This window comes from Streptomyces sp. NPDC034043, assembly GCF_055575675.1.
The window spans coordinates 919,691-944,560 of record NZ_JBVISF010000001.1 but is presented as its reverse complement, the minus strand read 5'-3'; the positions used below and the strand labels follow the sequence as shown (position 1 = coordinate 944,560).

Here is a 24,870-nt window from a genome sequence, read left to right as displayed (position 1 = left end):
CGAGCATGGAACCCGCGACACCCAGAGCGAGGACAGTACCGGCGAGGGACTTCTTCGAAGCGGCGATGCGGCGGATGACAGCGTGGGACACGGAGAAACCTTCCGAAGGGAACAAGGGCGGTCGCCGCATGCCGAAGGCACACGTGAGCCACTCACAGGAGAGGGATTCGACCGGCGGGGGGCCAAGCGCCCCGGCCGCCTCGGCGACAACACCAGTTAGCCAGCCCCCACCCCGCCTGGCAACGCCCCCCACCTACTACCCACCCCCGCAAACCCGCCCGAAACCCTCGCCCCGCCACACCCCGCACGCCCAAGCCGGACACGGCCAGCCCCCACCCCGCCGGGGCTACTATTCCGGGCCGAATGTGATCTGCCTCCTGTGGGGCGCCTCACCGCCCCACCCCCCGAACCTCACCCCCCGTATCCGTCCGGCACCTTTGTGATGCGTGTCCCCGGTCACTTCCAGGCCCGGACGCGGGGTGCCCGCGTCGTACGCGGCTGTGAGCGCCGTCACTTCGACGTCCTGTCACATGTCGCGCCCTCCTGCTGTCCCCACTGCGGAAGAAGAGAAGGGAACCTCAGGATGAAGTCCGTCATCGTCTGCACCTCCGTCTCCCACGGCAATACGCGTCGCGTCGCCGACGCCATGGCCCAGGTCCTGGGTGCGAAAGTCGTCACCCCCGAGGAGGCCGACCTCGTGGAGCTGGCCGCCGCCGATCTCGTGGGGTTCGGCTCGGGAGTCTTCTACGGCAGGCTCCACCCCCGGCTGACCGCTGCGGCCGAGGCCCTTCCCGGCGCACGCGGCCGGGCCTTCGTGTTCGCCACCAGCGGGCTGCCCGAACTGCCGCCGGCGCCCTTCACCCGGCCCCTCGCCCGGCGCCTCGCGGGCAAGGGCTTCCGGGTGCACGGCAGCTTCTCGTGCCGGGCCCTCGATACGTGGGCGCCGTTCCGGCTCGTCGGCGGCGTCCGCAAGCAGCGGCCGAACAGGGACGACCTGGCCGCCGCGCGGGCCTTCGCCGAGCGGCTGCGGAACGGGCACGGGCCCGGACCCCGGTCCTGAGCGGCCGGGGCCGACCCTCGCCCGGTCAGCCGTTCGACCGCGCGGCAGCAGCCCCGCCGGAGGGCAGGGCCAGGGCCGTGACGACGGTCGTGGCGGCGCGTGCGATGAGTGCGTCGTCGTATGCGGCGTCGGGGGTGCCCCGGCTGGAGAGGACGGCGATAACGAGGGGGTCGGCGCCGGGGGGCCAGGCGACGGCGATGTCGTTGCGGGTGCCGTAGCCGCCTCCGCCGGTCTTGTCGCCGACCTCCCAGGTGGCCGGGACACCGGCGCGGATGAGCGCGCCGCCGGTGGTGTTGCGCTTGAGCCAATCGGTCAGCAGGGCCCGCTTGCCGGCGCCGAGGACGTCGCCTAGCACGTAGGCGCGCAGGTCGGCGGCGAGGGCGCGGGGGGTGCTGGTGTCACGGAGATCGCCCGGCGCGGCTTCGTTGAGCTCCGTCTCGTAGCGGTCGGCCCGGGTGGTGGTGTCCCCCAGGGCGGCGAGCGCCGACTGGAGGCCCTTCGGTCCGCCGAGCTCGTCGAGCAGGAGGTTGGCGGCGGTGTTGTCGCTGTAGCGGATGGCGGCGTCGCACAGGGCGCGCAGGGACATGCCGGTGTCGACGTGCCGTTCGGTCACCGGTGAGTGGGCCACCAGGTCGGCGGGGCCGTAGCGGACGACGGCCTCGAGTTCTTCGAGTGTGTTCCGCTGGAGTACGGCGGCCGCCGAGAGCGCTTTGTGGGTCGAGCAGTAGGCGAACCGCTCGTCGGGGCGGTGCTGGACGCTCCGTCCGCTGCCGGTGTCGACCGCGTAGACCCCGAGCCGGGCGTCGAACTGCCGCTCCAGGGCCACGAAGGCGCGGCCCGCCGGAGCACCGGCGGCGGCAGGCGCGACCGTGCCCGGCGCATCGGCGGCCCCGGCGGCCTTGGCGCGGCCGAGCAGCGGGGCGGCGGCGAGGCCGGCCACGGCGGTGAGCGAGGTACGGCGGGTAACGGCCACCACTTGATCCTGTTCGTCGGTCTGGGAACGGGTCGTGCCCCGAGGCTACTTGCGCCACCCCGCTGGCCGCCCGCGCCGATCGTGCGCGGGCGGCCGGCGTGTCCAGGCGAGGTCGCATTCGCGGCGCGCAGAGGCAGAGCCCGCGCATTCCGACATCCCGCCACCGGCTGACGCGAAAACGGCTCGCCCGGCTCAGGGCCGCGCCTCCATGCTTGACGGGCCGGCCGGGAACGGCGCGTCATTCGCTTCCGGGTCATCTCCGGCCGTCCCCATCCTTTCTCCGGGGCAGCGCCCCGGTCGCGATGCGTAAAAGGGGAACTTCTGTCATGCGCCGAATGTTTTCGTCAGCCGCCGTCGGTCTCTCCCTCGCCCTCGCCGCGGCACCCGTGGCCGCGGCCACCGAGAGCCAGCCCGCGGCGTACGCCTGCAATTCGGGCAATTTCTGCATCTACAGCGACTGGAACGGCGGCGGGGAGCGCTGCGAGTGGCCCGACGCCCAGAGGGCGAACACGGCCGACAACTGCGGCTTCATTCAGCGCGGAATCAACGTCCGCTCCGTCTGGAACGGAAAGAACAACCGGGTCCAGTACTACACCCAGACCAATTACAACGCACGCGTGGGATCCACATCGGCCGGCAACGGCGGGAATCTGATGGGGACCTATCAGATCCGCTCCTTCAAGAAGCAGTAGGGATCCCAACCCGCCCCGCACCGCGGTCGTTTCGGATGACTTTCCGTCGCCCGGGCCGTTCCGGGCGGCGCGGGCGGGGAATGCCGCCACACTGGCGGACATGAGGATTGCCATCATGACGGCGGGGTCACGCGGGGACGTCGCACCGTACACGGGCCTGGGTGCGGGCCTGGTCCGGGCCGGGCACGAGGTCACCCTGGTCACCCACGGCGGGTTCGAGCCGCTGCTGGCCGGGGCCGGGGTGCGCTTCCGGCCCCTTCCCGGCGACCCCAGGGCCGAGTTGCACTCGACGCGCGGCCGGGGGCTCCACCGCAGCCGGACCGGGGCGGCGAAGCTGCTGCGTGCGATCGCACTGGCGAGGAGCATCGCCCCGGAAATGACGCTGCCGCTGGTGCGCGCGGCGCGCGACGCGGACGTGGTACTGGCCGCGGGGTCGGTCGCGCCCCTGGCCTGTGCCATCGCCGAGGGCTGCTCCCGGCCCAGCATGGGGCTCTTCCTGCAGCCGCTGCACGGCACCCGCCACTTCCCTCCCCCGATGCTCGGCACGCGTTCCCTGGGGCCGCTGGGCAACCGGATCGGCGGGCACGCCGTCACCGCGGCCGTGGACCGCGTCTACACCCGGGCCGCGCGGACCCTGGCCACGGAGCACGGCCTGCCCCCGGTCCGCCTGTCCGGCGCCCGCCGCGTCCGTGAACGTCAGGGCTGGCCCGTGTTGCACGGCTTCAGCGAGCTGGTGGTTCCGCGCCCCCGCGACTGGCGGCCGGGCCTGGACGTCTGCGGCTACTGGTGGCCCCACGACGCCGGCCGCCGGCTCCCGCCGGAACTGGAGGACTTCCTCGCCTCCGGTCCCGCCCCGGTCTACGTCGGCCTCGGAAGCGCCACCGCACCCGATCCCCGGGGCCTGAGCGCCCTCGTCGTCTCCGCCCTGCGCGCGGCCGGCCTGCGGGGCGTGATCCAGCACGGCTGGGCCGGACTGTCCGCCACCGGGGACGACATGATCACCATCGGGGACGTGCCGCACTCCCTGCTCTTCCCCCGGATGGCCGCCCTCGTGCACCACGCCGGAGCCGGCACCACCGGCGCGGCCCTGCGCGCCGGGGTGCCCTGCGTGCCCGTCCCGGTCCAGTTCGACGCCTCTTTCTGGGCGTCCCGTCTCGTGCGGCTGGGTACCGCCCCCGGGGCGGTGCCGTTGCGCCGCCTCGACGCCGCCGCCCTCGGCTCGGCGATCCGGAAGGCCGTGACCGACCCCTCCTACCGCGACCGTGCCCGGCACATCGCCCGCAGGCTGGCGGAGGAGGACGGCGTCGCGCCCGTCGCCGCCGCGCTGGAACGGCTGGCGGCCACCTGAGGGAGCGTCACGCGCCGGGCGTCACCGGCTGAGCAGGGCGTCCAGCAGCCCGTCGAGGTGGGCGCTCTCCTCCTCGGCCGCCACCACCGCGTACGTCCGTCGCAGGAAGGCGGCCACGGCGTCGGCGTCCGCAAGGAGCACCGCCCGGCCCTGGCCGGACGGGCAGGCTCCGCGCAGTTCGATGCGGAGCGCTCGCCCGTCGGCGCCGTCCACGGGCCGGAAGAGCACGTCTCCCTCCCCCACCGGCCGGCCGAGTCCGTCCGCGAGCATCTGCCGCTCGAAGTGCCAGCACGCCAGCCGCGTACCGGCGTGCAGGATGACCGCGCGCACGGCGAGCGGGTCCGTCGGGGCGTAGGTGAGGCGCAGTTGCAGCGGCGCGCCGGCGACGGTGATGAGGTGGGCGCTGATCAGGGCGGACAGGCGGGACGTCACAGAAGGCCTCCACGGGGACGGGCACCGGACGGCGGGTGCGCGACGCGCGTGTACCCGCCACGGGCCGGACCACACCCCTCCGTCCGGGTGAAGGCCGCGTCGGCGGTCGCCTCAGAACGCGTAGAGGGCGTTGCCGTTCAGGGTCGCGGACATCACGCACGCGTTGGGGAAGGTGTGCTTCCACGCGAGGCGGTCGCCGTGCCAGACGCCGTCCGCCGTGACGGTGACGGGGTCGTAGTTCCGCCGGCACGCGCGGCCCGGATCAGGGGCGGACAGCAGGCGGTCGAGCCGGCCGCCGGTGGCGTTGAGGGCGTCGCACGCGGCCCTGGGTGCGGGGTGCGTGCCCTCTGCGGTGTAGGCGCAGCTGAGTACGGTCGCCCGCAGGACGGTGCCCGTGGCGGCATCATCCCCCTGGGTGATGGTGAGGACCATGGCGGAGGGGGCGTACGGGCTCGCGGGCTGGGCCTGCGCCACGCCCGTGGTGCCGGCGAGGCAGAGGAGAGCGGCGGCGGAGACGGCTGCTAAGCGGTGACGCACGACAACACTCGCTTTCGATTCGAAGGTTGAAGGTGGCACTACAGCTGTTATGTAGCGCCCAGTTCGGGTTGAGCCTCTCAGGTGTGAAGGGCCGACGCACATCGACGGTCGAGTTACGGACAGATCGTTCGAAAATCGGATGAGAGGCGGGAGTTCGGGCGGCTTCCGCCTGGTGACCGCGGGTCCGCTCCGCGCCACGGCGCGGAGCCCTGCGCTCCGGGGTGCGTTCTCCGCGCCGGCCCCCTGCTGGTGGCGGCCGCGACCGGTCCGCCGCCGGGCCGTCCAGGGTGACCGGATCGAGGCGGCGGCCGGGCGGGCCGGGGGCGGTGGGCGCCAAGTGACGCGTGCGTACCGCACGTCAGGCTGGTGACAAACGCGACTGTCGCCGTGTGCTGGCGGCGTGTCACCTTTGCTCACGTCACCGACCGAGGGAGCAGGTGTGAACAAGGGGCACGCGGCCTTCTGCGACGCCGACCGCTGGTTCTACGACGCCCCGTACCGGCGGGGCGGCGAGAGCTTCCCGCCGGCCCTCGCCCCCGTACCCGAGGGGTGGACCTCGCACCGCAGCGGTGACTGGCTCGCCCTGCGCCCCCTCGGGCTCCGGCTGCCCTCCCAGGGCTGGAAGATCCACGTCTCGGCCGGCCTCGACAACGCGGAGGCCGTCCTGGGCAAGGTGTACGCCTACTGCGTGGAGCGGCGGACCGCCTTCAAGTTCGTGCCGAGCCGGTACCTGCTGCACCTGCGCAACGCCAAGTACGCGGACCGCGCGGCGAGCGGCAAGTTCCTGACCGTCTACCCGGCCGACGCGGAAGCCTGCCGGCGTACCGCCGAGGACCTGGACGCCCTGCTGGCCGGCGAGCCCGGCCCGTACATCCTCAGCGACCTGCGCTGGAACGAGGGCCCGGTCCACCTGCGCTACGGCAGTTTCACCCTGCGGCACTGCTACGACGGCGACGGCGAGCTGGTCCCGGCCATCGAGACGCCCGACGGACGCCTGGTACCGGACGCCCGCGGCCCGGCCTTCCAGCCGCCCGCCTGGGTCGAACTGCCAGGCTTCCTGCGGCCCCACCTGGACCGGCGCTCGGCCGTCACCCTCGAGGGCATCCCCTACACCATCGAGCGGGCCCTGCACTTCTCCAACGGCGGCGGCGTCTACGCGGGCCGCGACACCCGCACCGGCGAGCCGGTCGTCCTCAAGGAAGGCCGTCCCTTCGCCGGGCTCGCCGCCGACGAAGCGGACGCCGTCACCCGGCTGCACCGGGAACGCCGGGCTCTGGAGCGGCTGGACGGGCTGGACTGCGTCCCGGCCGTACGCGGCACCTTCACCGTCGGGGACCACCACTTCCTGGCGCTCCAGTACCTCGACGGGAAGCCCCTCAACACCTACTTCGCCCGCCGCCACCCGCTGATCGAGGCCGATCCCGCGCCCGCGGAGCTCGCCGCCTACACCGAGTGGGCGCTGAAGATCCACGCACGGGTGACGGAGGCCGTCGACGCCGTCCACTCGCGCGGCATCGTCTTCAACGACCTCCACCTCTTCAACATCATGGTCGCCGAGGACCCCGTCACGGGCGAACCGTCCGTCGCCCTGCTCGACTTCGAGGCCGCCGCCCACGTCGACGAGGGCCTGCGCCAGACGGTCGCCAACCCGGCCTTCGTGGCGCCGCCGGACCGGCGCGGCTTCGCCGTCGACCGTTACGCGCTGGCCTGTCTGCGCCTCGCCCTGTTCCTGCCGCTGACCAGCCTGCTCGTCATGGACCGGGCGAAGGCGGCGCACCTCGCGGACATCGCCGCGGCGCAGTTCCCCGTGCCCCGGCCCTTCCTCGACGAGGCGGTGCGCGAGATCCTCGCCGGACCTGAGGCCGGATCCGAAGCCGGGCCCGGGGCCGGGCCCGCGGCCGACGCTGCCGGCGGACGGACACCCGCCCCCGCCCGGCCGTACCTCCCGGCCGTGCCGGGAGACTGGCCGGCCGCCCGCGCCTCCATGACGGCGGCCCTGCACGCCACCGCCACACCCGACCGGGAGGACCGGCTCTTCCCCGGCGACCCGGCCCAGTTCGCCACCGCCACCGGCGGCGCGACGTTCGGCCACGGCGCCGCCGGCGTCCTGTACGCACTCGCCGAAACGGGCGCCGCCCCCTGGCCCGAAGCGGAGGAATGGCTGCTGGCCCGTACGAAGGAGCCGCCCTCCGGCACCCCGCTCGGTTTCTACGACGGCCTCGCCGGACTGGCCTGGACCCACCACCGGCTCGGCCACCGGGACCGCGCCCTCGCCCTCGTGGGGCGCCTGCTGGACGAACCGTGGCCGTCCACGGGCCCCGACCTGCACGGCGGACTCGCCGGAATCGGGCTTGCCCTGGACTCCCTCGGCACGGCCACCGGCGAGGGTGCGCTGCACAGCGCCGCCCTGCGCTGCGCCGACCTGGCCTTCGAGGCGGCACCCGGGCTGAAGCGGACGGGGCTGCTCTACGGGCACAGCGGGATCGCCCTGCTCCACCTGCGCCTCTACGAGCGCACCGGGGACACGGAACTGCTCCTGCGTGCGGCACGATTCCTCCACCGCGACCTGGACCACTGCGTGACCAGCGCCTTCGGGACCCTCCAGGTGGACGAGGGCTGGCGCACCATGCCCTACCTGGGCGCGGGCAGCGTCGGCATCGGCATGGTGCTCGACGACTGGCTGGAACACGCCCCCGACGAGCGGTTCGAGGAGGCGCGGACCCAGATCGTGCAGGCGGCCCAGGCGACCTTCTACGCCCAGCCCGGCCTCTTCCGGGGCGCCGCGGGCATGATCCTGCACCTGTCCCGGACCACCACGCCCGGCCCCGGGACCCGCGCCCGGGACATCGCCCGGCAGATCGAGGCGCTGGCCCGCCACGCGCTGCCGTATCAGGGACGACTCGCCTTCCCCGGCGAGCAGTTGATGCGCCTGTCCATGGACCTGTCCACCGGCACCGCCGGCGCGCTGCTCGCCCTGGGAAGCGCCGCCACCGGCGGGCGGGCGCACCTGCCGTTCCTCCCGCCGCCGCGTACCGCGGCGGCCCCAGAGCCGGTCCCCCACCGGGGGGCCGTGACCGGTCAGAACATCCCAGCGAAGGAAAGGAATCAGCCATGACCCTTCTCGATCTGCAGTCGATGGAGACCCCCAAGGAAGAGAACACCGAGGCCGCGCACCTCACCGGGGGCGGCAGCCGCGCCAGCCTCCTCCTGTGCGGCGACAGCAGCCTGAGCGTCACCACCTGTAACTGATCGGGACGCTTTCCGGGCCCGGGCGGAACCTCGCCCGGGCCCGCACCTCATCCCCGGGCAGCCCGTCCCGGGCCTGCGGGCATTCGAGGAGCCGCCGCCCATGACCCCGACCGACGACCCCGGTGAGGCGGCGGCCGCCCGTACGGCCGACCGGGCACTGAAGGCGGCCGCACGGCACAGCGCCGGCCGCACCGCCGCCGTGTTCGGCAGCTCGCTCGCCGCCGCCTGCGCCGCCCTCGCCGAACCCGCCGTCCTCGGCCACTGCCTCGACCTGCTCCTGCGCGGTGACCCCTCCGGCACCCGGTGGGCCCTGTACTGCGCGGCGCTGACCGCGGCCGAGGTCCTCCTGGACGCGGCGACGGCACGGCTCACCGGCGGCGTCGACGCCCGCTCCGCCGCCTGGCTGCGCCGGCGCGGACTCGCCGCCCTGCTCCGCACCGCCCCGCACCACGCGGCCGAGCACGCCCCCGGCGAGACGGCGGCCCGGCTCACGGCGCACGCCACCGCCGCCGCGACCGTTCCCGCGGCCGTCGCCACCGCCGCGACGGCCGTGCTGCCCCCGCTCGGCGGGCTCGTCGCCCTGTTCCTCGTCGACGTCTGGACCGGCGTCGCCTTCCTGGCCGGAGTGCCCCTGCTGGTCCTGCTGTTGAGGGCCTTCACCCGCGCCTCGGGAGCCAGCGTCAGCCGGTACCAGCGGGTGCAGCTCGCCATGGCGGGGCGGCTCGCCGAGGCCCTGGCCGGCGCGCGCACCATCGCCGCCGCCGGCACCGGGGAACGGGAAGCCGCGCGGATCCTCGCCGAACTGCCCGAACTGGGCCGTGAGGGGCGGCGGACGTGGCGGATCTACGGCGCGACCGTCGCCCGTACCAGCGCCCTGATGCCGCTCCTGCTGTACGTGGTGCTCGGCGTGGGCGGCATCCGCCTCGCGGCCGGGGCGCTCGGCGTCGGGGGCCTGCTCGCCGCCGTACGGTACGCGGGGCTCGCGGCCGGCGCCGGAGCCGTCACGGGCCGGCTGGCCGCGGTGGTGCGGGGCAGGGCCGCCGCCCGCCGGACCGCGGCCCTCCTCGGCCTGCCGCCGCTCGCCGAGGGGGACCGCGAGCACGCCCCCGACGGCCCCGGCACCCTGGAGCTGCGCGGGGTCCGCGTCGAGCGTGCGGGCGCGGTCGTCCTGCACGACGTCGACCTGCGGATCCCGGGCGGCACCACCACCGCGGTCGTGGGACGCACCGGCTCCGGCAAGACCCTGCTGGCCGCCGTCGCCGGACGCCTCACCGCCTGTGACGCCGGGCAGGTGCTGCTGGACGGCACCCCGCTGGAGGAACTCACCTCCGGAGCACTGCGCCGCGAGGTCGGCCACGCCTTCGACCGGCCGGCGCTGTTCGGGGAGAGCGTCGGCGCGGCCATCGCCTTCGGAGCACCGCCGGGGCCCGGGTCCGGTGCCGTGCGCGCCGCGGCCCGGGCGGCCGGCGCCGACCCGTTCGTACGCCGCCTGCCCGAGGGTTACCGCACTCCCCTCGCCGACGCGCCGGTGTCCGGCGGCGAACTGCAACGCCTGGGTCTCGCGAGGGCGTTCTGCCACGCCGGCCGGCTGCTCGTCCTGGACGACGCCACCTCCAGCCTGGACACCGTCACCGCCCGCGCGGTGGAGCAGGCGCTGGTCGACGAGGTGCGGGCCGCCACCCGTCTCGTGATCACCCACCGCGTCTCGACGGCGGCCCGCGCCGACCTCGTCGTATGGCTGGAGGAGGGCCGGGTCCGGGCGACGGGGACGCACGCGGAGCTGTGGCGGGACCCCGCCTACCGCTCGGTGTTCGGCACCGGCGGGGAATCCGCCCCCGCCGGGCGGGCGGGCGGCGGGAAGGCCGCCCGTCGCGGGGCGGTCCGGTGAGCGGGCGGGGCGCCTGGCGGCGGGTCGGCGCGGAGGGGCGCCGCTTCCTGCGCGGGCGGGCCCGGACGCTCGGCGTCCTCGCCCTGTGGTCGCTGCTGGAATCCGCCCACACCTTCCTCGGCGGTTACGCGGTGGCCCGCGCCCTCGACGACGGCTTCCTCGCCGGCCGGCCCGGCACCGGGACCGGCTGGCTCGCCGTGGCCGGGGCCGGGGCCCTCCTCGGCGGGCTCGCCCTGCGGGGCGTGTTCGGGGGGCTCGCGGACCTCGTCGAACCGCTGCGCGACGGTCTGGTCCGCCGGGCCGTGCGCCAGGGCCTGGAACGCGCGCTCGCCGACCCCGCGCGGGCCGAGCGCTCCGGGGCCGTCTCGCGGCTCACCCAGCAGACCGAGATGGCGCGTGACTCCTTCGCGGGCCTGGTCCTCGTCGCCCGCTCCTTCGTCTTCACCGCCCTCGGCGCCCTGGCCGGGATGGCCGCACTGGCGCCGGTCCTGCTCCTGTTCGTGCTGCCGCCGCTGCTCCTGGGGACGGCCGGCTTCCTGCTCACGCTGCGCCCCATGGCAGGGGTGCAGCGGCGGGCACTCGACACCGACGAGGCCCTGGCGGGGCGGGCCGGCGAGCTCGCCGCGGGCCTGCGGGACGTGGTGGCCTGCGGAGGAGGGGCCGAGGCCGGGGGCCGCCTGGAGCGCCTGATCGCCGAACAGGAGCTGCTGACCCGGCTGCTGGCGCGGTGGGCCGCCCTGCGCACGGTGATGCTCGGGGTGGCGGGCCGGCTGCCGGTCGTCGCGCTGCTCCTGGGCGCACCGTGGCTGCTCGCACACGGGCTGAGCGCGGGTGCCCTGGCCGCCGCGCTCACTTACCTGGTCCAGTCGCTGCTGCCCGCGCTGGACGCCCTCATGGGCGCCCTCGGCTCCGCCGGCACCAGGCTGCTGGTGGTACTGGAGCGCTTCTGTCCCCCCGGCGCGGACCCGGCGCCGGACCTTGCGCCGGACCTTGCGCAGGGCGCGGAACCGGCGGGTCCCGCGGAGTCCCGGGTCCCCGGGCCGCGGCCGCCGGAGCCCGGGCCGGAACCGGCGGGCGCGTCCGGGGCCGCGCCCCTCGCGGCGGAGCTGCGTCAGGTGCGCTTCGCGTACGGTCCGCACGCCCAGCCGGTGATCGACGGCCTCGACCTGGCCCTGCGCGAGGGGGAGCACCTCGCCGTGGTGGGGCCCAGCGGCATCGGCAAGTCCACGCTCGCCGCGCTGCTGGCCGGTCTCCTCGAGCCCGGCCGGGGCACCGTACTGCTGGCGGGCGCCCCGGCCGGCCGCGGGCCCGCCCGGGGTCCCGATCCCCGGCGGACCCTGTTGCCGCAGCAGGCGTACGTCTTCACGGGCTCCGTCCGCGAGAACCTGACGCACCTGTGCCCCGGGCCGGTGTCCGGGGCGCGGCTGGAGCGGGCGGTGGCCGCCCTCGGCGTGGACGGCCTCGTGGACCGGCTGGGCGGCCCGGACGCACCCGTGGACCCGGCCGGGCTCTCCCAGGGGGAGCGGCAGCAGCTGGCCCTCGCGGCCGCCTACCTCTCCCCCGCACCGCTGCTGCTGCTGGACGAGGCCACGTGCCATCTGGATCCGCGGGCGGAGGAACGCGCGGAGCGGGCGCTCGCCGAACGCCCCGGCACCCTCGTCGTCGTGGCCCACCGCATCTCGTCCGCGGCGCGGGCCGACCGGGTCCTCGTACTGGACGGCACCCGTGCGGTCTGCGGCACGCATGCGGACCTCCCGGCCAGGTCGCCCCTGTACCGGGAGCTGGTGGGGGTGTGGAACGCGCGGGAGTGAGCGGGGGCCGACGGCCGGGAGGGATTCGGGCCCTCAGACCCAGCCGGCCTGCCGGGAGATCCGGATGGCGTCCACCCGGTTGCGGGCTCCCGTCTTGCGGGTGACGGCGGCCATGTAGTTGCGTACGGTCCCGCTGGCGAGGTGCAGGGCCTGCGCGATCTCCGCGATGGAGTCGCCCTCCGCCGCCCGGGCCAGCACGCTCAGTTCGCGCGGGCTCAGCGGAGCGGGGCCGGCGTCCAGGAGGGCGGTGGCCAGGGAGGCGTCGACGAACCGCTCCCCCGCGGCGACCGCGCGGATGGCCCGGATCAGCCGGCCCGGTGATCCGTCCTTGTCCACGTACCCGCGCGCCGCGGCCCGGACCCCGCGCTGGAGGGAGCCGGGCGTTCCGGACGTGGCGAGCACCAGCAGGGGCGCGGGCGGCTCGGCGAGCGGGCGGGAGGCGCCCCCTCGGGCGCCCAGGGTGGCGGACGCGCCGGGACAGTCGAGGTCGACGACGGTCACGTCCGGCCGTAAGGACTCCGCCTGCCGCGCCGCGGACCGCCAGCCGGCGGAGGTGACGTCGAAGCCGCCCTCCGATCTCAGCAGAGCGGCGAGCGCCGACCCCACGAGGCTGACGCTGTGCAGGACGAGGACCTTGGTCATCGGGGGCTCTCCTCGGGTGGTGATCACGGGCACCAAGCGGTTGCCCGGCAATCACGGAGCAGGAACGTCCGCGTCCGGGGCATCGAGGGGTGCGTGGCCGAACTCCGGTGCCCGGCTGATCGGCGGCACGGGCCGCCGTACCCGCGACACGCTCAGCGGGTACGGTTCCGAGGCCGGAGGGCGCACGTCGGCGGAAAGAAGCGGTAGGGCTGATTCCGGGCGTATGGGGGGCGGAGCGGCCCCACCGCGGCCGCGGCTGCCGCTCGAACAGACGGCCGCACCCCCTGTCGGGAACGGCAGGCGGCCCGCCCGGCGGTGCCGGGCACCCCCGGTGGCGACCGGGCCGCCGTCGCCGCGCTGACGAGGCGGACCGGGACGGGCAACTCCGGTTCATCGGAAGCGGGTTGAAGCATCGCCCGGCCGCCCGGGTCGGCCGTGGCGCGGTCGGGGTCCGCTACGCTGACACTTCAGGCGATCATGGAATGGGGGCCGGTTCGGCATGGCGGCGAACGGGGCAGGGGGCCGGCTGCACGCCGGGGACCCGCGGGAGATCGCGGGGTACCGGCTGCTCGGCCGCATCGGTGAAGGCGGAATGGGGACCGTCTACCTCTCCCGCACCCGCGGCGGGCAGCCCGTCGCGCTGAAGGCGATCCGGCGCGAGTACGGCGGCGACGCCGCCTTCCGCCGCCGCTTCGAGCAGGAGGTCCGGGCGGCCTCCCGGGTCCGGGGCTACCACGTCGTCCCGCTCGTCGATCACGACGTCACGGGCGAACGGCCCTGGCTGGTCACGGCGTTCGTTCCCGGGCTGTCCCTGCGGGAGGCCCTCGCCACGTACGGCCCGCTGCCGCTGCCGGCCGTCCTCCAGCTCGTCGGCTGCACCGCGCGGGCCCTGACCGCGATCCACGCCGCCGGCGTCGTCCACCGTGACCTCAAGCCCGGCAACGTCCTGCTGAGCGACCAGGGACCGTACGTCATCGACTTCGGCATCGCCCGCGCCGCGGACGCCCTCCAGCTCACCGCGTCCGGCGGCGTCGTCGGCACCCCGCAGTTCATGTCCCCGGAGCAGGCGCTGGGCCGGCCGGCCGGACCGGCCGCCGACGTCTTCGCCCTCGGTCTGATCGCCGCCGTCGCCGCCACCGGCCGCCACCCCTACGGTGACGGCGGCGCCCTCACCCTCGCCGCGCAGATCGCCAACACGGCCGAGCGCCCGCCGCGCCTCGACCTCTACGACGAAGCGCTCCGCCCCCTGCTCGGACGCTGCCTGTCCCCCGACCCGGCGGCCCGCGTCGGCCCGGAGGAACTGGCCGGGCTGTGCGAGGAGGCCTCGGGCCGCTCCCTGAGCGATTTCACCGACTGGCTGCCGGGCCCGCTGGGTGAGGAGCTGACCGCCCGCAGGCGTGCCGCAGCACTGGCGCCGACGCCCGAAGCGACGGTCACCGACGCGCCGGCCACCGACCCGCCGGTCACCGACCCGCCGTCCCGTCCGCCGCACGGCCCCGCCTTCGCCGCCGCCCCGACCATGGCACCGCCGCCCCCGCGCCCGTCGCACGCGCCGGAGGAACCCGCCGCGGCGCGGCGTACGCCGACCGGTGCCCTCGCCGCCGGCGCCGCCGTGGCCGTCGCCCTGGCGGTGGTCCTGACCTGGACGGTGGCCCGCTCCGGAAACACCTCGGACGGCATGCGGGAGGGGGCCGACGGGAAGCGGCCGGCCCCGGTCACGGAGGCGGGTCCGGCCCCCACCGGCTCCGCCTCCGCCTCCGACGACGCCGGGTACACGGCCGTCTTCCGGGACCGTCCCCTCACCCTGCGCTCGCCGGGCGGGGCCAACATCGTCAGGGCCGACCTCGACGTCCCCCAGGTCGTGCAGGACACCCCCGGCCGGGAGATCATGCTCAGTGAGATCTCCGGCGGCAGGTGGGAGTTCTACACCCCGATGGGCAAGAGCACCGGAAAGACGCCCCAGGAGTGCCTGCGGGGCGCCCAGAGCGAGGTCCTGCCCACCGAGATCCGGGCGAAGGACCTGCCCACCGCCCTCCCCGTCGGGACCCTGATGTGCACGGTCACCAGCGACAAGAGGCTGGCCATGCTGGAGGTCACCGGCATCACCGGCGGCCAGGGCAACCTGCCCGACTACACCACCCTGCTCACCCTCTGGCAGAGGCGGTAGCGGCCGGAAGCACGGGCGGCGGCCCGGCCGGCGCGGGTCACCATCCGCTGATGACCGGCGCGTCGGGCCCGAGCCGCCGCCAGGCCCCGCCGAGGCGGGCGAGCCGGTCCGGGGCGGCGATGCCGCGCAGGAACGCCACCCTTCCGTCGCTGATCTCGAACGCCACCACCCCCGCGACCCGGTCGCCCACCACGGCGAGGACGGCCGGGGAGCCGTTGAGCACCGCGATGTGGAAGGCGACGGAGCCGCCCGCAAGCCGCCGCTTCGCCGCGGTGGGCTTGAATCCGGCCCTTACGTACGAGGCCACGCGCTCGCGGGTCGTGAACCGCAGCAGCCTCCTGGCCAGGCCGGCACCGTCCGAGAGGACGGTCACGTCGGCGGTGAGCAGCTCCACCAGGCGTTCGGTGCGCCCCGAGGTGGCGGCGGCGAGGAACTCCTCGACGATCCGGCGCGCGGTCGCGGGGTCCGCCCCGTCGCCGGCGCGGCGCTCGTCGGCGACCCGGCGCCGGGCCCGGTGGACGTACTGCTGGCTCGCGGACTCGGTGATGTCGAGGATCCCGGCGATCTCGGCGTGCGGGTAGCAGAAGGCCTCGCGCAGGACGTAGGCCGCCCGCTCGGCCGGCGAGAGGCGCTCCATGAGGGTCAGTACGGCCAAGGACACCGATTCGCGCTGCTCGAAGGTGTCGGCGGGGCCGAGCATCGGGTCGCCCTCGAGGAGCGGCTCGGGCAGCCAGTCCCCGGCGGCACGCTCGTGGCGCGCCTGTGCCGAGCGGAGCCGGTCGAGGCAGAGACGGGTGACGACCTTGGTCAGCCACGCCTCGGGCACCTCGATGCTGTCCCGGTCCGCGGCCTGCCAGCGCAGGAACGCGTCCTGCACGGCGTCCTCCGCGTCGGCCGCCGAGCCGAGCAGGCGGTACGCGAGCGAGGCCAGCCGGCCCCGGCCGGCCTCGAACCGGTCGACGGCTGCGTGGTCCATGCGGCGCAGCCTATGCGGTGGCCCACGCGCCGGCCGCGTCGGGTGCGGCGGCCAGGCGGCGCCGGCGCTTCGGCATGCCGAAGGTCGGGTGGCCGATGCCCCACGCGGCCCCCTTGAGCACGCCCGACTTGAGCCGCGCGGCGGTCCGGCCGCCCAGGTACCGGGACGTGGACCGGGCGTCCGCGTCCACCATCTGGAAGATGGCGTCCCGCCGCCCGAGGCTGATGTGGTTGCCGTGGTACTTCATCGCGGTGACCGGGATCTCGCCGCCCGTCAGGCGGGCGATGATCGCGGCTGTCGCCCGCATGTTGGTCAGGCCGGCCGAGGCGCAGGACATCGGCAGCGGGCGGCCGTTCGCGCCGATCGCGTAGGCGCAGTCACCGGCGGCGTAGACGTCCGGGTGCGAGACCGAGCGCATGGTGGCGTCGACGACGATCTGGCCGGTGCCGGCGACCTCGAGGCCGCTCGCGGCCGCTACGGGGTGTACGGCGAACCCCGCCGACCACACCGTCACGTCCGCCGGGAGGGATGTACCGCCCGCGGCGACCGCCCGTCCCGGCTCGACGGCTTCGATGCGGGTGTGCTCGTGGACGGTGACGCCGAGCCGGTCGAAGGCCCGGCGCAGGTGGCGGCGGGCCTTCGGGGAGAGCCACGCGCCCGGTTCGCCGCGGGCGGCGAGCGCGACCGCGAGGTCGGGCCGGGACTCGGCGAGCTCGGTGGCGGTCTCGATGCCGGTCAGCCCCTCGCCTACGACCAGCACGGTGCCGCCCCCGCCCAGGCCGGCGAGGCGCTCGCGCAGGCGCAGCGCCGAGGAGCGGCCGGTCACGTCGAAGGCGTGCTCGGCGACACCCGGCACCCCGTGGTGGGCCACGGTGCTGCCGAGCGCGTACAGCAGGGTGTCGTAGGCGAGTTCGCCGTCGCCCTCCTCGCCGGTCACGGCGACGGTCCCGCGCTCCGGGTCGACGCCGGTGACGCGCGCCAGGCGCAGCCGTACCCCGGTGCCCGCGAAGACGTCGGCGAGCTTGCGGAACGCGAGGTCCTGGCCGGCCGCGAGCTGGTGGAGGCGCATCCGCTCGACGAAGTCGGGCTCGGCGTTGACGACGGTGATCTCGGTGTCGGCGGAGGAGAGCCGACGGGCCAGGTTCCCGGCGGCGAAGGCGCCGGCGTATCCGGCGCCGAGGACGACGATGCGGTGCTTCATGGCGTGCTCCTGTCTCGTTGGGCTTGCCCCTTGGACGAGACGGCGCCCCGATTCCTGACAGGAGGCGGGTGTGATGCGGGTCACCCGGCGGCGCGGCGGGCGCCCTGGGCGGCCGTTCCCGCTAGCGGGCTTCGCGGCGGGCGGTGAGTTCGCCCTGTACGAAGGCGTCGGCTTCCGTCGTGTAGGGGCCTCCGTGGTCGAAGAGCGCGTCGGTGATCCGCTGCCATTCCGCCACCTCGGCGCGCGTCGCCGCGTCCGCCGCCGTGAGGTCGCCCGCCGCCTGCCGGGCGGCGTGCAGGGCGTCGGCGGCCCGGTGGTGCGTCATGCCTTCGGCGCGCCGTCGTACTCGGTCGCGGGCGGCGCGTTCCGCGGGTGTCGGCTCGCGCGGTTCACCCGACGGTGCGGGGTCGTCCTGGGTCATGGCGGGTACGCCTTTCCGTGAGTGGGTGCTTTCCGGCCCGCCCGCGGATACCCGCGCCAGCCCCGCTCATGCCGACGGTCCGGGGCGGGGGGAGCCCGCAGGCCGCTGCGAGCGGGCCCGCGGACTCCCCGTCAGCCACCGCCGGACCGGGACCGGAGGCGGCGGGCGCGGCAGCGCACTGCCCGCCCACGCCCTCAGAACCGCGCCGCGCCGTTCCGGCCGTCGGGCCGCGCGCCTCCGGGTTCCCCTTCGCCCGGGGCGAGTTCGGCGATGATCTCGGTGCCCAGTGCGTACGCAGGCACGCCCGCCGTGATGAGCGCGGTCTCGGCGACCCCGATGAGGTCGGCGATGCCCGCCCCGGCATGGAGCGCGCCCCGGGCGTGGATCCGGGCGGGGTGCGCCCGGCCGAGGGCCAGCAGCTGGCCGAAGTGGACGAGCTGCTGCACCCGGTCCCCCAGGGGGCTGTCCGTCAGCACGATGTGCCGCAGCGCCGCGATGGCCTCCTCGGTGGGAAGCCGGCCGAAGTCCCCGGCGAGGCGCAGACGTTCCCGCACTCCTTCCGGGACGGCTCCCAGTGTGGAGCGGTAGCGGTCCCGTACCGCCTCCGTACGGGAGGCGAGCACGTCGTCCGTCATGACGTCCGCCGCGCGATCGCGGCCCGTACGGCCTCCTGGGCGCCCGGGGGAAAGTCCGCGGCCCCGCCGATCGCCGCCGCCGCGATCTCCGCCTCGGCGCTCTCCTCGATCGCCACCAGCAGGTGGGCGGTGGTCAGGGCGTCCGGTCCGAACACCAGCAGGCCGTGGTTGGCCAGCAGGACGGCGGCCGTCGTGGGGCGCCGCTCGAGGACGTCGGCGATGCCGCGCACCGATACGTCCGACCCCCGAGGCCCCCAGGGGACCACCGGCACCTCCTCCGCCTGGCCGAAGCGCAGCATCGGCTCGGTGCGGCACGGCAACGGCCGGTTCGCCACCGCGAAGGCGGTCGCCGCGGGCGAGTGCGTGTGGATGATGGCGCCCACATGGGGGCGCGCCTCGTAGACGACGCTGTGCATGGCGACGATCTCGGCGCTGACGGACTGCAGTTCGCCCTCGAGGACCTTTCCGTCGAAACCGACGGTCGCCAGGTCCTCGGGCCGCACCCCGCGGACAAACCCCGGGGTGAGCAGGAGGCGTTCGCCGTCGAGTCGCGCGCTGAGGTTGGCGTGCCCGGAGCGGGACATCACTCCCGCCGCGAACAGCCCCTCGGCGGCCTGCACCAGGGCGTGGGCCCGCTCCTGCGCTCCACGTGTTCCCGTCATACGTCTCTCCCGGAATCTGCCGGCGGCGGCCGCTCGTCGGCCGCCGTCCACGTGGTGACCACTCTTCAACTTGAACTAAGGTTCAAGTCAAATGCCTCGGGTGGGGGGACCGACGGGAGCCAGGAGGGACCGGCGTGCGCATGACGATCGGCCAACTCGCCGAGATCACCGGAGTGCCCGCTTCGGCGATCCGGTACTGGGAGCGGCACGGACTGCTGCCCCTTCCGGAACGCCAGAGCGGCCAGCGGCGCTATCCACCGGAGGCCGCCGAGCGGATCACGGTGCTCCGCAAGTGCCAGCAGGCCGGGCTGACACTGGCGGAGATCAGGGAGTTCCAGCGTGAGCAGCCGCGCAGGCAGGCGATGATCCGCGCCAAGATCACGGAGATCGAGCAGCGCATGGTCGATCTCGACCACGCCCACCAGCTCCTGACGCACGCCGTCCAGTGCGGCGAGGAGGACATCGTCAGGTGCCCGAAGTTCCGCGAGCAGATGGCGGCGTGGCGGGCACCGGACCAGACGCCGTGAGCCGTCCGGCCGCGCGCGGGCCGCACCCGGGATTCAGCGGCCGGTGGGGCGGCCGGTGAAACGGCCGGCCGCTTCACCGCGCAGGCGCCCGGGCGGCAGGCGGCGGCCGAAGGCGAGCAGGAGGAGGTCCTGGGCGTCCCCGTACACCGGGGCGCCGGCCCCGTACGACCAGTCCGTGTCCTCGGCGCTAAGCCGCACTCCGGTGAGGTCGACGCCGAAGAACTTCAGGCCGCTGGGCTTGATGTCGTCGAGCAGGATGCGCAGCCGGTCCTCGGGGACCCGCCGGTCGTGCCCGAGGGCGGCCGTGACGTCCAGCCCGTGGACCACGTCGTGCCCCAGAGCGGCACGGAACCCGCCGACCGGCGGCGTCCAGGGGTGGTGGGCGTTGTCCCGGAGGAAGGCACCGAGCTCCGTGGCCGAGTGGGCGGCGGCGTCGCGGCGGGCGACGCGGTCGGTCATGCGGTGGAGGTTCCCCCGGGCCTTGACCAGTTCGCCCAGGGTCGCGGTCAGGGAGAGCCGGAAACCCATCGACATGTGGGCGACGACCTCGCGGACCGTCCATCCTTCGCACAGGCTGGGCGCGTCCCACTCGGCGGCCCGCAGGCCGTCGAACAGGTCCGCCAGCTCGCGGCGTTCCGCGGCTATGGCGGCCTTGACGCCCGCCTGCCGGCCCTTGGGGCCCGTCTCGCTTCGCATGGGGCCAAGCCTGCTCGGGGCCGGCCGGTATGGCCAATAGACGGTTCTTCTGCCGTCCAGCACCAGCGGTTATGGGGGCCTGCCGTACGCAGGGCGCCGGGCCCGCCCGGGGGCCGTCGCGGCCGACGCCCCGGTCGCGCCGCGCGGCGGCCGGCTCGGTGCCGCCCGAGGACGCGGGGCCCGCGCGGGTAGCCGACGGCGGGACGGGACGGATCGGCCGATCGGATGACGGGCGGGTCGGCCGGGCGGGTGGCCTGGAAGGGACGGCGGGCGACCGTCCGCACACCCAGACCAGCGAGGGCGACAAGCCCGGCCTGCTCGCCCTGCTCCGCACGGTCCAAGAGGACTTCGCCTGCGCGCTCCTCGACGGCCGTCACTGACGCCGCCGGACCGCTCGCCCGAAGGCCGATTGTCAGTGGCGGGTGCGAGGATCGGAGCATCAAGCCGGAAAGAGGGGGAGCGGTCATGACCGGAATCCAGAATTACATCAATCACGTTGCTCTCGTGCTGGACGCCAGTTCGTCCATGTCACACCTGAGTCAGAAGGTCGTTGACGTCGCGGACCAGCAGATCGCCTATCTGGCCCGCCGCTCGAAGGAACTGGACCAGGAAACCCGCGTCACGGTGTACGTGTTCTCGAACCGTGTCGAGTGCGTCATCTACGACAAGGACGTGCTGCGCATGCCGTCCCTGAAGCAGATGTACCGTACCGGCGGAATGACGGCCCTGCTGGCCGCCACCCTGCAGTCACAGCGGGAGCTGGCGCAGACCGCCCAACTCTACGGCGACCACAGCTTCCTGACGTTCGTGCTGACCGACGGCCAGGAGAACGCCAGCCACCGCTGCCCGGGTGCCCCCGGCCGCGACCCGCGCCAACTGGTCGAGGCCGTGGGCAAGATGATCGAGACGCAGGACGACAACTGGACGCTGGCCGTCCTGGTGCCGGACCAGATGGGCAAGCGCGAGGCCATGCAGTGCGGCTTCCCGAAGGACAACATCGCCATCTGGGACGCCACGAGCACCCAGGGCCTGGAGGACGCCGGACAGGTGATCCAGGAGGCCACCGAGAAATTCATGGTGGGCCGCACCAAGGGAATCCGGGGATCGCGCGCGGTGTTCTCGACGGGCGGCGAAGCCGTTAACAAGAAGGCCATCGAAGCGGCCGGCCTCACCCCGGTGGATCCGTCGCAGTACCAGCTGATTCCCGTGGCCCGTGACGCGGCGATCCGCGAATGGGTGGTGGAGAACGGACACACGTACCGCACCGGTTGCGCTTTCTACCAGCTGAGCAAGTCGGAAAAGGTGCAGGCGCGAAAGCAGATAGCGGTACTGGAAAAGAAGACGGACCGGGTCTACACGGGTCCGGAGGCCCGCGCCCTGCTCGGCCTGCCCGACGCGGAGGTCCGCGTCAAGCCCGACCACAACGACGACTTCACGATCTTCGTGCAGAGCACCAGTGTCAACCGGAAGCTGGTGCCGCAGACGCGGCTGCTGCTCATGGTCTGAGGCCGGGAGGCCCCCGCCGGCTCACGGGCCGCCGTCGGGCAGTCGCCGGAGGGCGCGGCCGCCGTCACCCTGTCGGGCCAAGCGGCGGCGGCCCGCTACCGCTAATGGTCCAGGATCGGGACACCCGGCAGGCCGTCGCGGCGTGGCATGCCTAACGTCACTGGCAAGCACATCGTTCACAGACCTTGTGGAGACGCCATGTCCCGAAGAGGCCGCTGGATGGCCGGCGCCTGCGTCGGCACGGCCGCCGTCGTGCTGCTCGCCACCGGGGGCGCCCCCGCCCCCGCCCCGCACCAGGGCCCCGGGGGAGGCGCCGGCAAGGGGGTCGCGGTGGGCGCGTACCTCCACTACGGCTCTCCCGGCGTCGACAGGATGCGGGGGCTCTCCCGCTGGCTCGGAGGAACCGACCTGCGCGCCGGGCATACCTACCTGCCCGGCGACACCTGGGCGAACATCGAGGGCCTGCCCAATTCCCTCGACGCCTGGGCACGGTGGCGCAAGCAGAGGTCCGACCGGCTGTTCGTCCTGAACGTGCCCATGCTGGACCAGAACGAGGCCGGGGTTCCCGACGACCGGATCGCCGAGCTGCTCCGCTCCGGCGCGGAGGGCGCGTACGACCACCACTTCCGGCGGCTGGCCGAGCGCCTGGTCTCGCTCGGGCTGCGGGACACCGTGATCGTGCTCGGCTGGGAGATGAACGGGTTCAACTACACCCACCGGTGCCGCCCCGAGCCGGAGGCCTGGAAGCAGTACTGGCGCAACATCGTGAGCGCCATGCGCTCCGTGGAGGGGCAGCGGTTCCGCTTCGACTTCGCCCCCAACCGGGGCATCGACGCGATCGCCTGGACCGAGTGCTATCCCGGGGACGACGTGGTCGACATCATCGGCATGGACTCCTACGACCAGCCTCCCGGGAACACCTTCCACGAGCAGATCACCCAGCCGTACGGCCTCCAGCACCAGGTCGACTTCGCGAGGGAGCACGGCAAGCGGATCTCGTACCCCGAGTGGGGGCTGTTCCGCAACGGCGACAACCCCGACTACATGCGGCGGATGCTGACGTGGATCGCCAAGCAGAAGCCGCTCTACCACAGCATCAGCGACTACTGCCCGCACGGCGTGTGGCAGTGCGGGAAGAACCCGCGTTCCTCCCGGGTGTTCCGCGAGTTCCTGTCGGCCGGCCGGGGCCGGCGGCCGGCGGCCGGGCCGCCGCACCCGGGCGCTCTCCCCGGCACGGCCGTCGGGGCCGGCGAAGGGAGCCGCGGGCGTGCCGGTGGCGAGGCGGCGGGATCCGGTGCCGTCCGGGGCGACGCCGGCGGCTTCGGCCAGAGCCCGGCGCTCCTCCCCCGCGAGCCGCTCGGGGCCCTCCCCCGGGGTGAGGTCCGCTCGTTCCCCCGGGACGTTCCGCCCCGGCCCGGGTCGCGGCCCGGCGAGGGCCCCCGCCGGTGACCCCGGCCCTGACCGGGGAGGATGGAGGGATGACAGACACCTTCACCACACGGACGATCGACGTCACCACCGGCTCCGCGGAGACCGTCCACGATCTGACGGCGGCCTGCTCCGGCTTCCTTCGTGAGGTCGCCCGGGGGCGCGACGGGCTCCTCAACGTGTTCACCCCGCACGCGACGGCCGGGCTCGCCGTCATCGAGACGGGTGCGGGCAGCGACGACGACCTGCTGGAGGCCCTGCGGACGCTGCTGCCCGCCGACGACCGCTGGCGGCACCGGCACGGCTCCCCCGGCCACGGCCGCGACCACGTGCTCCCGGCCCTCGTACCACCGCACGCCACCCTGCCGGTCGTCGGCGGCGAACTGGCGCTGGGGACCTGGCAGTCGGTCGTCCTGGTGGACACCAACCGTGACAACCCCCGCCGTACCGTACGGCTGTCGTTCCTCGGCTGAACCCACCCGTTCGGCCTCCGTGGCGGTTTGGGGTGCCCGGCGGCGGGCAACAGCGCGTGCATGACTGAGCTCGGGGGTCGTGTCGGAAGTCGGGATACGGGGACGGTCACCACGCGGGTGCCGGCGCGGCTGGACCGCCTGCCCTGGTCACGGTGGCACTGGATGATCGTGGTCGGGCTGGGCACCGTGTGGATCCTCGACGGCCTCGAGGTCACCATCGTCGGTAACATCGCCGGGCGCCTCTCCGAGGACGGCAGCGGCCTGTCCGTCACCGACGCCCAGGTCACCGGCGTCGCCGCCGCGCTCTACGTGGCCGGGGCGTGTTCGGGAGCGCTGGTGTTCGGGCGGCTGACCGATCTCTTCGGCCGCAAGAGGCTCTTCCTGGTCACCCTCGCCCTCTACCTCGCCGCGACCGCCCTCACCGCCCTTTCCTTCTCGCCCTGGTGGTTCTTCCTCTTCCGCTTCCTCACCGGATTCGGCATCGGCGGCGAGTACGCCGCCATCAATTCGGCGATCGACGAGCTGATCCCGAGCAAGTACCGGGGACGGGTCGATCTGATCATCAACGGCAGCTTCTGGCTCGGTGCCGTCGCGGGCGCGCTGCTGTCCGTGGTCGCGCTGGACACGGACGTGTTCCCCGCCTGGCTGGGCTGGCGGCTCACCTTCGCGCTCGGCGTGGTCCTGGGGCTGGTGATCCTGCTCGTCCGGCGCCACGTGCCCGAGAGCCCCCGCTGGATGTTCATGCACGGCAGGGCCCGGGAGGCCGAGGAGCTGGTCGGCGAGGTCGAACGGCAGGTGGAGGCCGAGAAGGGGGTCCCGCTGCCCGAGCCGGACGAGGCGATCACCGTCACCCCGCACCGGAGCATCGGGTTCGGGCTGATCGCCCGGACCGTCTTCCGGTCCTACCCGCGGCGCGCCGTCCTCGGCCTGTCGCTGTTCGTCGGGCAGGCGTTCCTCTACAACGCCATCACCTTCGGCTTCGGCACCATCCTGATCCGCTTCTTCGACGTCTCCAGCGGCGTCACCGGCTACTACTTCGCCGTCATCGCCTTCGGCAACTTCCTCGGGCCGCTCGTCCTCGGCCGGTTCTTCGACACCGTGGGCCGCCGCCCGATGATCGCGGGCACGTACGTGCTGTCGGGGCTGCTGCTGTTCGGCACGGCCTGGCTGTTCGGCGCGGGCCGGCTCACCGCGCTGACGATGACGGCGTGCTGGTGCGCGGTGCTCTTCTTCGCCTCGGCGGGGGCGAGTTCGGCGTACCTGACCGTGAGCGAGATCTTCCCGATGGAGACGCGGGCGATGGCGATCGCGTTCTTCTACGCGATCGGCACCGCGGCCGGCGGCATCTCCGGACCGCTGGTCTTCGCCGACCTCACCTCCAGCGGCGTCCGCGCCGACACCGTCGTGGCGTTCTGCGTCGGGGCGGCGTTGATGGTCGCCGCGGGCGTGGTCGCCGCCTTCTTCGCCGTGGCGGCCGAGGGGCGCTCGCTGGAGCGGATCGCCGCCCCGCTCTCCGCGCGGTCCGACACCGCCTGAGCCCCCGGCA

General features: G+C 74.5%; 24 protein-coding genes. 14 read left to right on the top strand and 10 right to left on the bottom strand.

What is annotated here, in order from left to right; translation table 11 throughout:
• The first annotated feature begins 583 nt into the window (after positions 1 to 583).
• Positions 584 to 1,060, top strand: coding sequence for a flavodoxin family protein (locus ACZ51S_RS04775; protein WP_468959658.1), 477 nt, complete (start codon positions 584 to 586; stop codon positions 1,058 to 1,060).
• 25 nt (positions 1,061 to 1,085) lie between these two features.
• Here ACZ51S_RS04775 and bla read toward each other — a convergent pair whose 3' ends face one another.
• Positions 1,086 to 2,033: a class A beta-lactamase gene (gene bla, locus ACZ51S_RS04770; RefSeq protein WP_468959656.1), complete on the bottom strand. Its 948-nt coding sequence runs from the start codon at positions 2,031 to 2,033 to the stop codon at positions 1,086 to 1,088.
• Between the two features lie 326 nt (positions 2,034 to 2,359).
• Here bla and ACZ51S_RS04765 point away from each other — a divergent pair, with 326 nt between their 5' ends.
• Entirely contained in the window at positions 2,360 to 2,725 is a 366-nt protein-coding gene (locus tag ACZ51S_RS04765) for a peptidase inhibitor family I36 protein (RefSeq protein ID WP_468475772.1), read from the top strand.
• A 100-nt stretch (positions 2,726 to 2,825) separates the two neighbouring features.
• Positions 2,826 to 4,073 carry a glycosyltransferase gene (locus ACZ51S_RS04760; protein ID WP_468959654.1) on the top strand — a complete coding sequence of 416 codons (1,248 nt, stop codon included), beginning with the start codon at positions 2,826 to 2,828 and terminating at the stop codon, positions 4,071 to 4,073.
• A gap of 21 nt (positions 4,074 to 4,094) precedes the next feature.
• On the opposite strand, the gene ACZ51S_RS04755 is transcribed toward ACZ51S_RS04760, so the two are convergent.
• Both ACZ51S_RS04755 and ACZ51S_RS04750 read right to left on the bottom strand, forming a co-directional pair.
• A complete protein-coding gene (locus ACZ51S_RS04755; RefSeq protein WP_468475770.1) occupies positions 4,095 to 4,505 on the bottom strand; it encodes an SsgA family sporulation/cell division regulator in 411 nt (136 codons plus the stop codon).
• 111 nt (positions 4,506 to 4,616) lie between these two features.
• A complete protein-coding gene (locus ACZ51S_RS04750; protein WP_468475769.1) occupies positions 4,617 to 5,042 on the bottom strand; it encodes a subtilase-type protease inhibitor in 426 nt (141 codons plus the stop codon).
• A gap of 439 nt (positions 5,043 to 5,481) precedes the next feature.
• Between ACZ51S_RS04750 and lanKC the strand changes: the two genes are divergently transcribed.
• The 4 genes from lanKC (at position 5,482) to ACZ51S_RS04730 (ending at position 11,990) form a co-directional block, all read left to right on the top strand.
• Complete coding sequence (gene lanKC, locus ACZ51S_RS04745; protein WP_468959652.1) at positions 5,482 to 8,157, top strand: class III lanthionine synthetase LanKC; 2,676 nt, start codon at positions 5,482 to 5,484, stop codon at positions 8,155 to 8,157.
• On the top strand, positions 8,154 to 8,291 hold the full coding sequence (locus tag ACZ51S_RS04740; protein WP_388938101.1) for a SapB/AmfS family lanthipeptide: 138 nt from the start codon (positions 8,154 to 8,156) through the stop codon (positions 8,289 to 8,291). Before lanKC ends, ACZ51S_RS04740 begins: the two co-directional genes overlap by 4 nt.
• 100 nt (positions 8,292 to 8,391) lie before the next feature.
• Positions 8,392 to 10,179: an ATP-binding cassette domain-containing protein gene (locus ACZ51S_RS04735; RefSeq protein WP_468959650.1), complete on the top strand. Its 1,788-nt coding sequence runs from the start codon at positions 8,392 to 8,394 to the stop codon at positions 10,177 to 10,179.
• Positions 10,176 to 11,990 carry an ATP-binding cassette domain-containing protein gene (locus tag ACZ51S_RS04730; protein ID WP_468802999.1) on the top strand — a complete coding sequence of 605 codons (1,815 nt, stop codon included), beginning with the start codon at positions 10,176 to 10,178 and terminating at the stop codon, positions 11,988 to 11,990. Before ACZ51S_RS04735 ends, ACZ51S_RS04730 begins: the two co-directional genes overlap by 4 nt.
• Positions 11,991 to 12,023: 33 nt before the next feature.
• Here ACZ51S_RS04730 and ACZ51S_RS04725 read toward each other — a convergent pair whose 3' ends face one another.
• Positions 12,024 to 12,632, bottom strand: a complete 609-nt coding sequence (locus tag ACZ51S_RS04725; protein WP_468959647.1) for a response regulator transcription factor — start codon at positions 12,630 to 12,632, stop codon at positions 12,024 to 12,026.
• A gap of 499 nt (positions 12,633 to 13,131) precedes the next feature.
• Here ACZ51S_RS04725 and ACZ51S_RS04720 point away from each other — a divergent pair, with 499 nt between their 5' ends.
• On the top strand, positions 13,132 to 14,799 hold the full coding sequence (locus ACZ51S_RS04720; protein WP_468475764.1) for a serine/threonine-protein kinase: 1,668 nt from the start codon (positions 13,132 to 13,134) through the stop codon (positions 14,797 to 14,799).
• Between the two features lie 37 nt (positions 14,800 to 14,836).
• Here the strand turns inward: ACZ51S_RS04720 and ACZ51S_RS04715 are convergent, their stop codons facing one another.
• From ACZ51S_RS04715 to ACZ51S_RS04695, 5 genes are all read right to left on the bottom strand, one after another.
• On the bottom strand, positions 14,837 to 15,775 hold the full coding sequence (locus ACZ51S_RS04715) for a sigma-70 family RNA polymerase sigma factor (RefSeq protein ID WP_468475763.1): 939 nt from the start codon (positions 15,773 to 15,775) through the stop codon (positions 14,837 to 14,839).
• Positions 15,776 to 15,785: 10 nt separating this feature from the next.
• Positions 15,786 to 16,976, bottom strand: coding sequence for an NAD(P)/FAD-dependent oxidoreductase (locus ACZ51S_RS04710; RefSeq protein WP_468959643.1), 1,191 nt, complete (start codon positions 16,974 to 16,976; stop codon positions 15,786 to 15,788).
• Positions 16,977 to 17,097: 121 nt separating this feature from the next.
• Entirely contained in the window at positions 17,098 to 17,397 is a 300-nt protein-coding gene (locus tag ACZ51S_RS04705; protein WP_468475761.1) for a hypothetical protein, read from the bottom strand.
• A 194-nt stretch (positions 17,398 to 17,591) separates the two neighbouring features.
• The gene (locus ACZ51S_RS04700; protein ID WP_468802996.1) at positions 17,592 to 18,032 is read right to left on the bottom strand and encodes a carboxymuconolactone decarboxylase family protein; all 441 of its coding nucleotides are present in this window, start codon (positions 18,030 to 18,032) and stop codon (positions 17,592 to 17,594) included.
• Entirely contained in the window at positions 18,029 to 18,694 is a 666-nt protein-coding gene (locus ACZ51S_RS04695; RefSeq protein ID WP_468959641.1) for a class II aldolase/adducin family protein, read from the bottom strand. The genes ACZ51S_RS04700 and ACZ51S_RS04695 overlap by 4 nt, the downstream gene beginning before the upstream one ends.
• 140 nt (positions 18,695 to 18,834) lie before the next feature.
• On the opposite strand from ACZ51S_RS04695, the gene ACZ51S_RS04690 reads away from it, so the two are divergent.
• Positions 18,835 to 19,221 carry a MerR family transcriptional regulator gene (locus ACZ51S_RS04690; RefSeq protein ID WP_468475780.1) on the top strand — a complete coding sequence of 129 codons (387 nt, stop codon included), beginning with the start codon at positions 18,835 to 18,837 and terminating at the stop codon, positions 19,219 to 19,221.
• Positions 19,222 to 19,254: 33 nt separating this feature from the next.
• On the opposite strand, the gene ACZ51S_RS04685 is transcribed toward ACZ51S_RS04690, so the two are convergent.
• Complete coding sequence (locus ACZ51S_RS04685; protein ID WP_468959640.1) at positions 19,255 to 19,917, bottom strand: maleylpyruvate isomerase family mycothiol-dependent enzyme; 663 nt, start codon at positions 19,915 to 19,917, stop codon at positions 19,255 to 19,257.
• Positions 19,918 to 20,075: 158 nt separating this feature from the next.
• Between ACZ51S_RS04685 and ACZ51S_RS04680 the strand changes: the two genes are divergently transcribed.
• From ACZ51S_RS04680 to ACZ51S_RS04660, 5 genes are all read left to right on the top strand, one after another.
• Positions 20,076 to 20,297, top strand: a complete 222-nt coding sequence (locus ACZ51S_RS04680) for a hypothetical protein (RefSeq protein WP_468959638.1) — start codon at positions 20,076 to 20,078, stop codon at positions 20,295 to 20,297.
• 85 nt (positions 20,298 to 20,382) lie between these two features.
• Complete coding sequence (locus ACZ51S_RS04675) at positions 20,383 to 21,423, top strand: vWA domain-containing protein (RefSeq protein ID WP_467895085.1); 1,041 nt, start codon at positions 20,383 to 20,385, stop codon at positions 21,421 to 21,423.
• A 198-nt stretch (positions 21,424 to 21,621) separates the two neighbouring features.
• Entirely contained in the window at positions 21,622 to 22,872 is a 1,251-nt protein-coding gene (locus tag ACZ51S_RS04670; protein WP_468959635.1) for a glycoside hydrolase family 26 protein, read from the top strand.
• Positions 22,873 to 22,901: 29 nt separating this feature from the next.
• Positions 22,902 to 23,324 carry a YjbQ family protein gene (locus tag ACZ51S_RS04665; RefSeq protein ID WP_388938074.1) on the top strand — a complete coding sequence of 141 codons (423 nt, stop codon included), beginning with the start codon at positions 22,902 to 22,904 and terminating at the stop codon, positions 23,322 to 23,324.
• A 60-nt stretch (positions 23,325 to 23,384) separates the two neighbouring features.
• Entirely contained in the window at positions 23,385 to 24,860 is a 1,476-nt protein-coding gene (locus ACZ51S_RS04660; protein ID WP_468475754.1) for an MFS transporter, read from the top strand.
• Positions 24,861 to 24,870: the final 10 nt, after the last annotated feature.

Coding starts and splice junctions, on each gene's coding strand:
- ACZ51S_RS04775 (WP_468959658.1), top strand. CDS start 584: ATGAAGTCCGTCATCGTCTGCACCTCCGTCTCCCACGGCAATACGCGT.
- ACZ51S_RS04765 (WP_468475772.1), top strand. CDS start 2,360: ATGCGCCGAATGTTTTCGTCAGCCGCCGTCGGTCTCTCCCTCGCCCTC.
- ACZ51S_RS04760 (WP_468959654.1), top strand. CDS start 2,826: ATGAGGATTGCCATCATGACGGCGGGGTCACGCGGGGACGTCGCACCG.
- ACZ51S_RS04740 (WP_388938101.1), top strand. CDS start 8,154: ATGACCCTTCTCGATCTGCAGTCGATGGAGACCCCCAAGGAAGAGAAC.
- ACZ51S_RS04735 (WP_468959650.1), top strand. CDS start 8,392: ATGACCCCGACCGACGACCCCGGTGAGGCGGCGGCCGCCCGTACGGCC.
- ACZ51S_RS04725 (WP_468959647.1), bottom strand. CDS start 12,632: ATGACCAAGGTCCTCGTCCTGCACAGCGTCAGCCTCGTGGGGTCGGCG.
- ACZ51S_RS04720 (WP_468475764.1), top strand. CDS start 13,132: ATGGCGGCGAACGGGGCAGGGGGCCGGCTGCACGCCGGGGACCCGCGG.
- ACZ51S_RS04715 (WP_468475763.1), bottom strand. CDS start 15,775: ATGGACCACGCAGCCGTCGACCGGTTCGAGGCCGGCCGGGGCCGGCTG.
- ACZ51S_RS04710 (WP_468959643.1), bottom strand. CDS start 16,976: ATGAAGCACCGCATCGTCGTCCTCGGCGCCGGATACGCCGGCGCCTTC.
- ACZ51S_RS04705 (WP_468475761.1), bottom strand. CDS start 17,397: ATGACCCAGGACGACCCCGCACCGTCGGGTGAACCGCGCGAGCCGACA.
- ACZ51S_RS04700 (WP_468802996.1), bottom strand. CDS start 18,032: ATGACGGACGACGTGCTCGCCTCCCGTACGGAGGCGGTACGGGACCGC.
- ACZ51S_RS04695 (WP_468959641.1), bottom strand. CDS start 18,694: ATGACGGGAACACGTGGAGCGCAGGAGCGGGCCCACGCCCTGGTGCAG.
- ACZ51S_RS04690 (WP_468475780.1), top strand. CDS start 18,835: ATGACGATCGGCCAACTCGCCGAGATCACCGGAGTGCCCGCTTCGGCG.
- ACZ51S_RS04685 (WP_468959640.1), bottom strand. CDS start 19,917: ATGCGAAGCGAGACGGGCCCCAAGGGCCGGCAGGCGGGCGTCAAGGCC.
- ACZ51S_RS04675 (WP_467895085.1), top strand. CDS start 20,383: ATGACCGGAATCCAGAATTACATCAATCACGTTGCTCTCGTGCTGGAC.
- ACZ51S_RS04670 (WP_468959635.1), top strand. CDS start 21,622: ATGTCCCGAAGAGGCCGCTGGATGGCCGGCGCCTGCGTCGGCACGGCC.
- ACZ51S_RS04665 (WP_388938074.1), top strand. CDS start 22,902: ATGACAGACACCTTCACCACACGGACGATCGACGTCACCACCGGCTCC.
- ACZ51S_RS04660 (WP_468475754.1), top strand. CDS start 23,385: ATGACTGAGCTCGGGGGTCGTGTCGGAAGTCGGGATACGGGGACGGTC.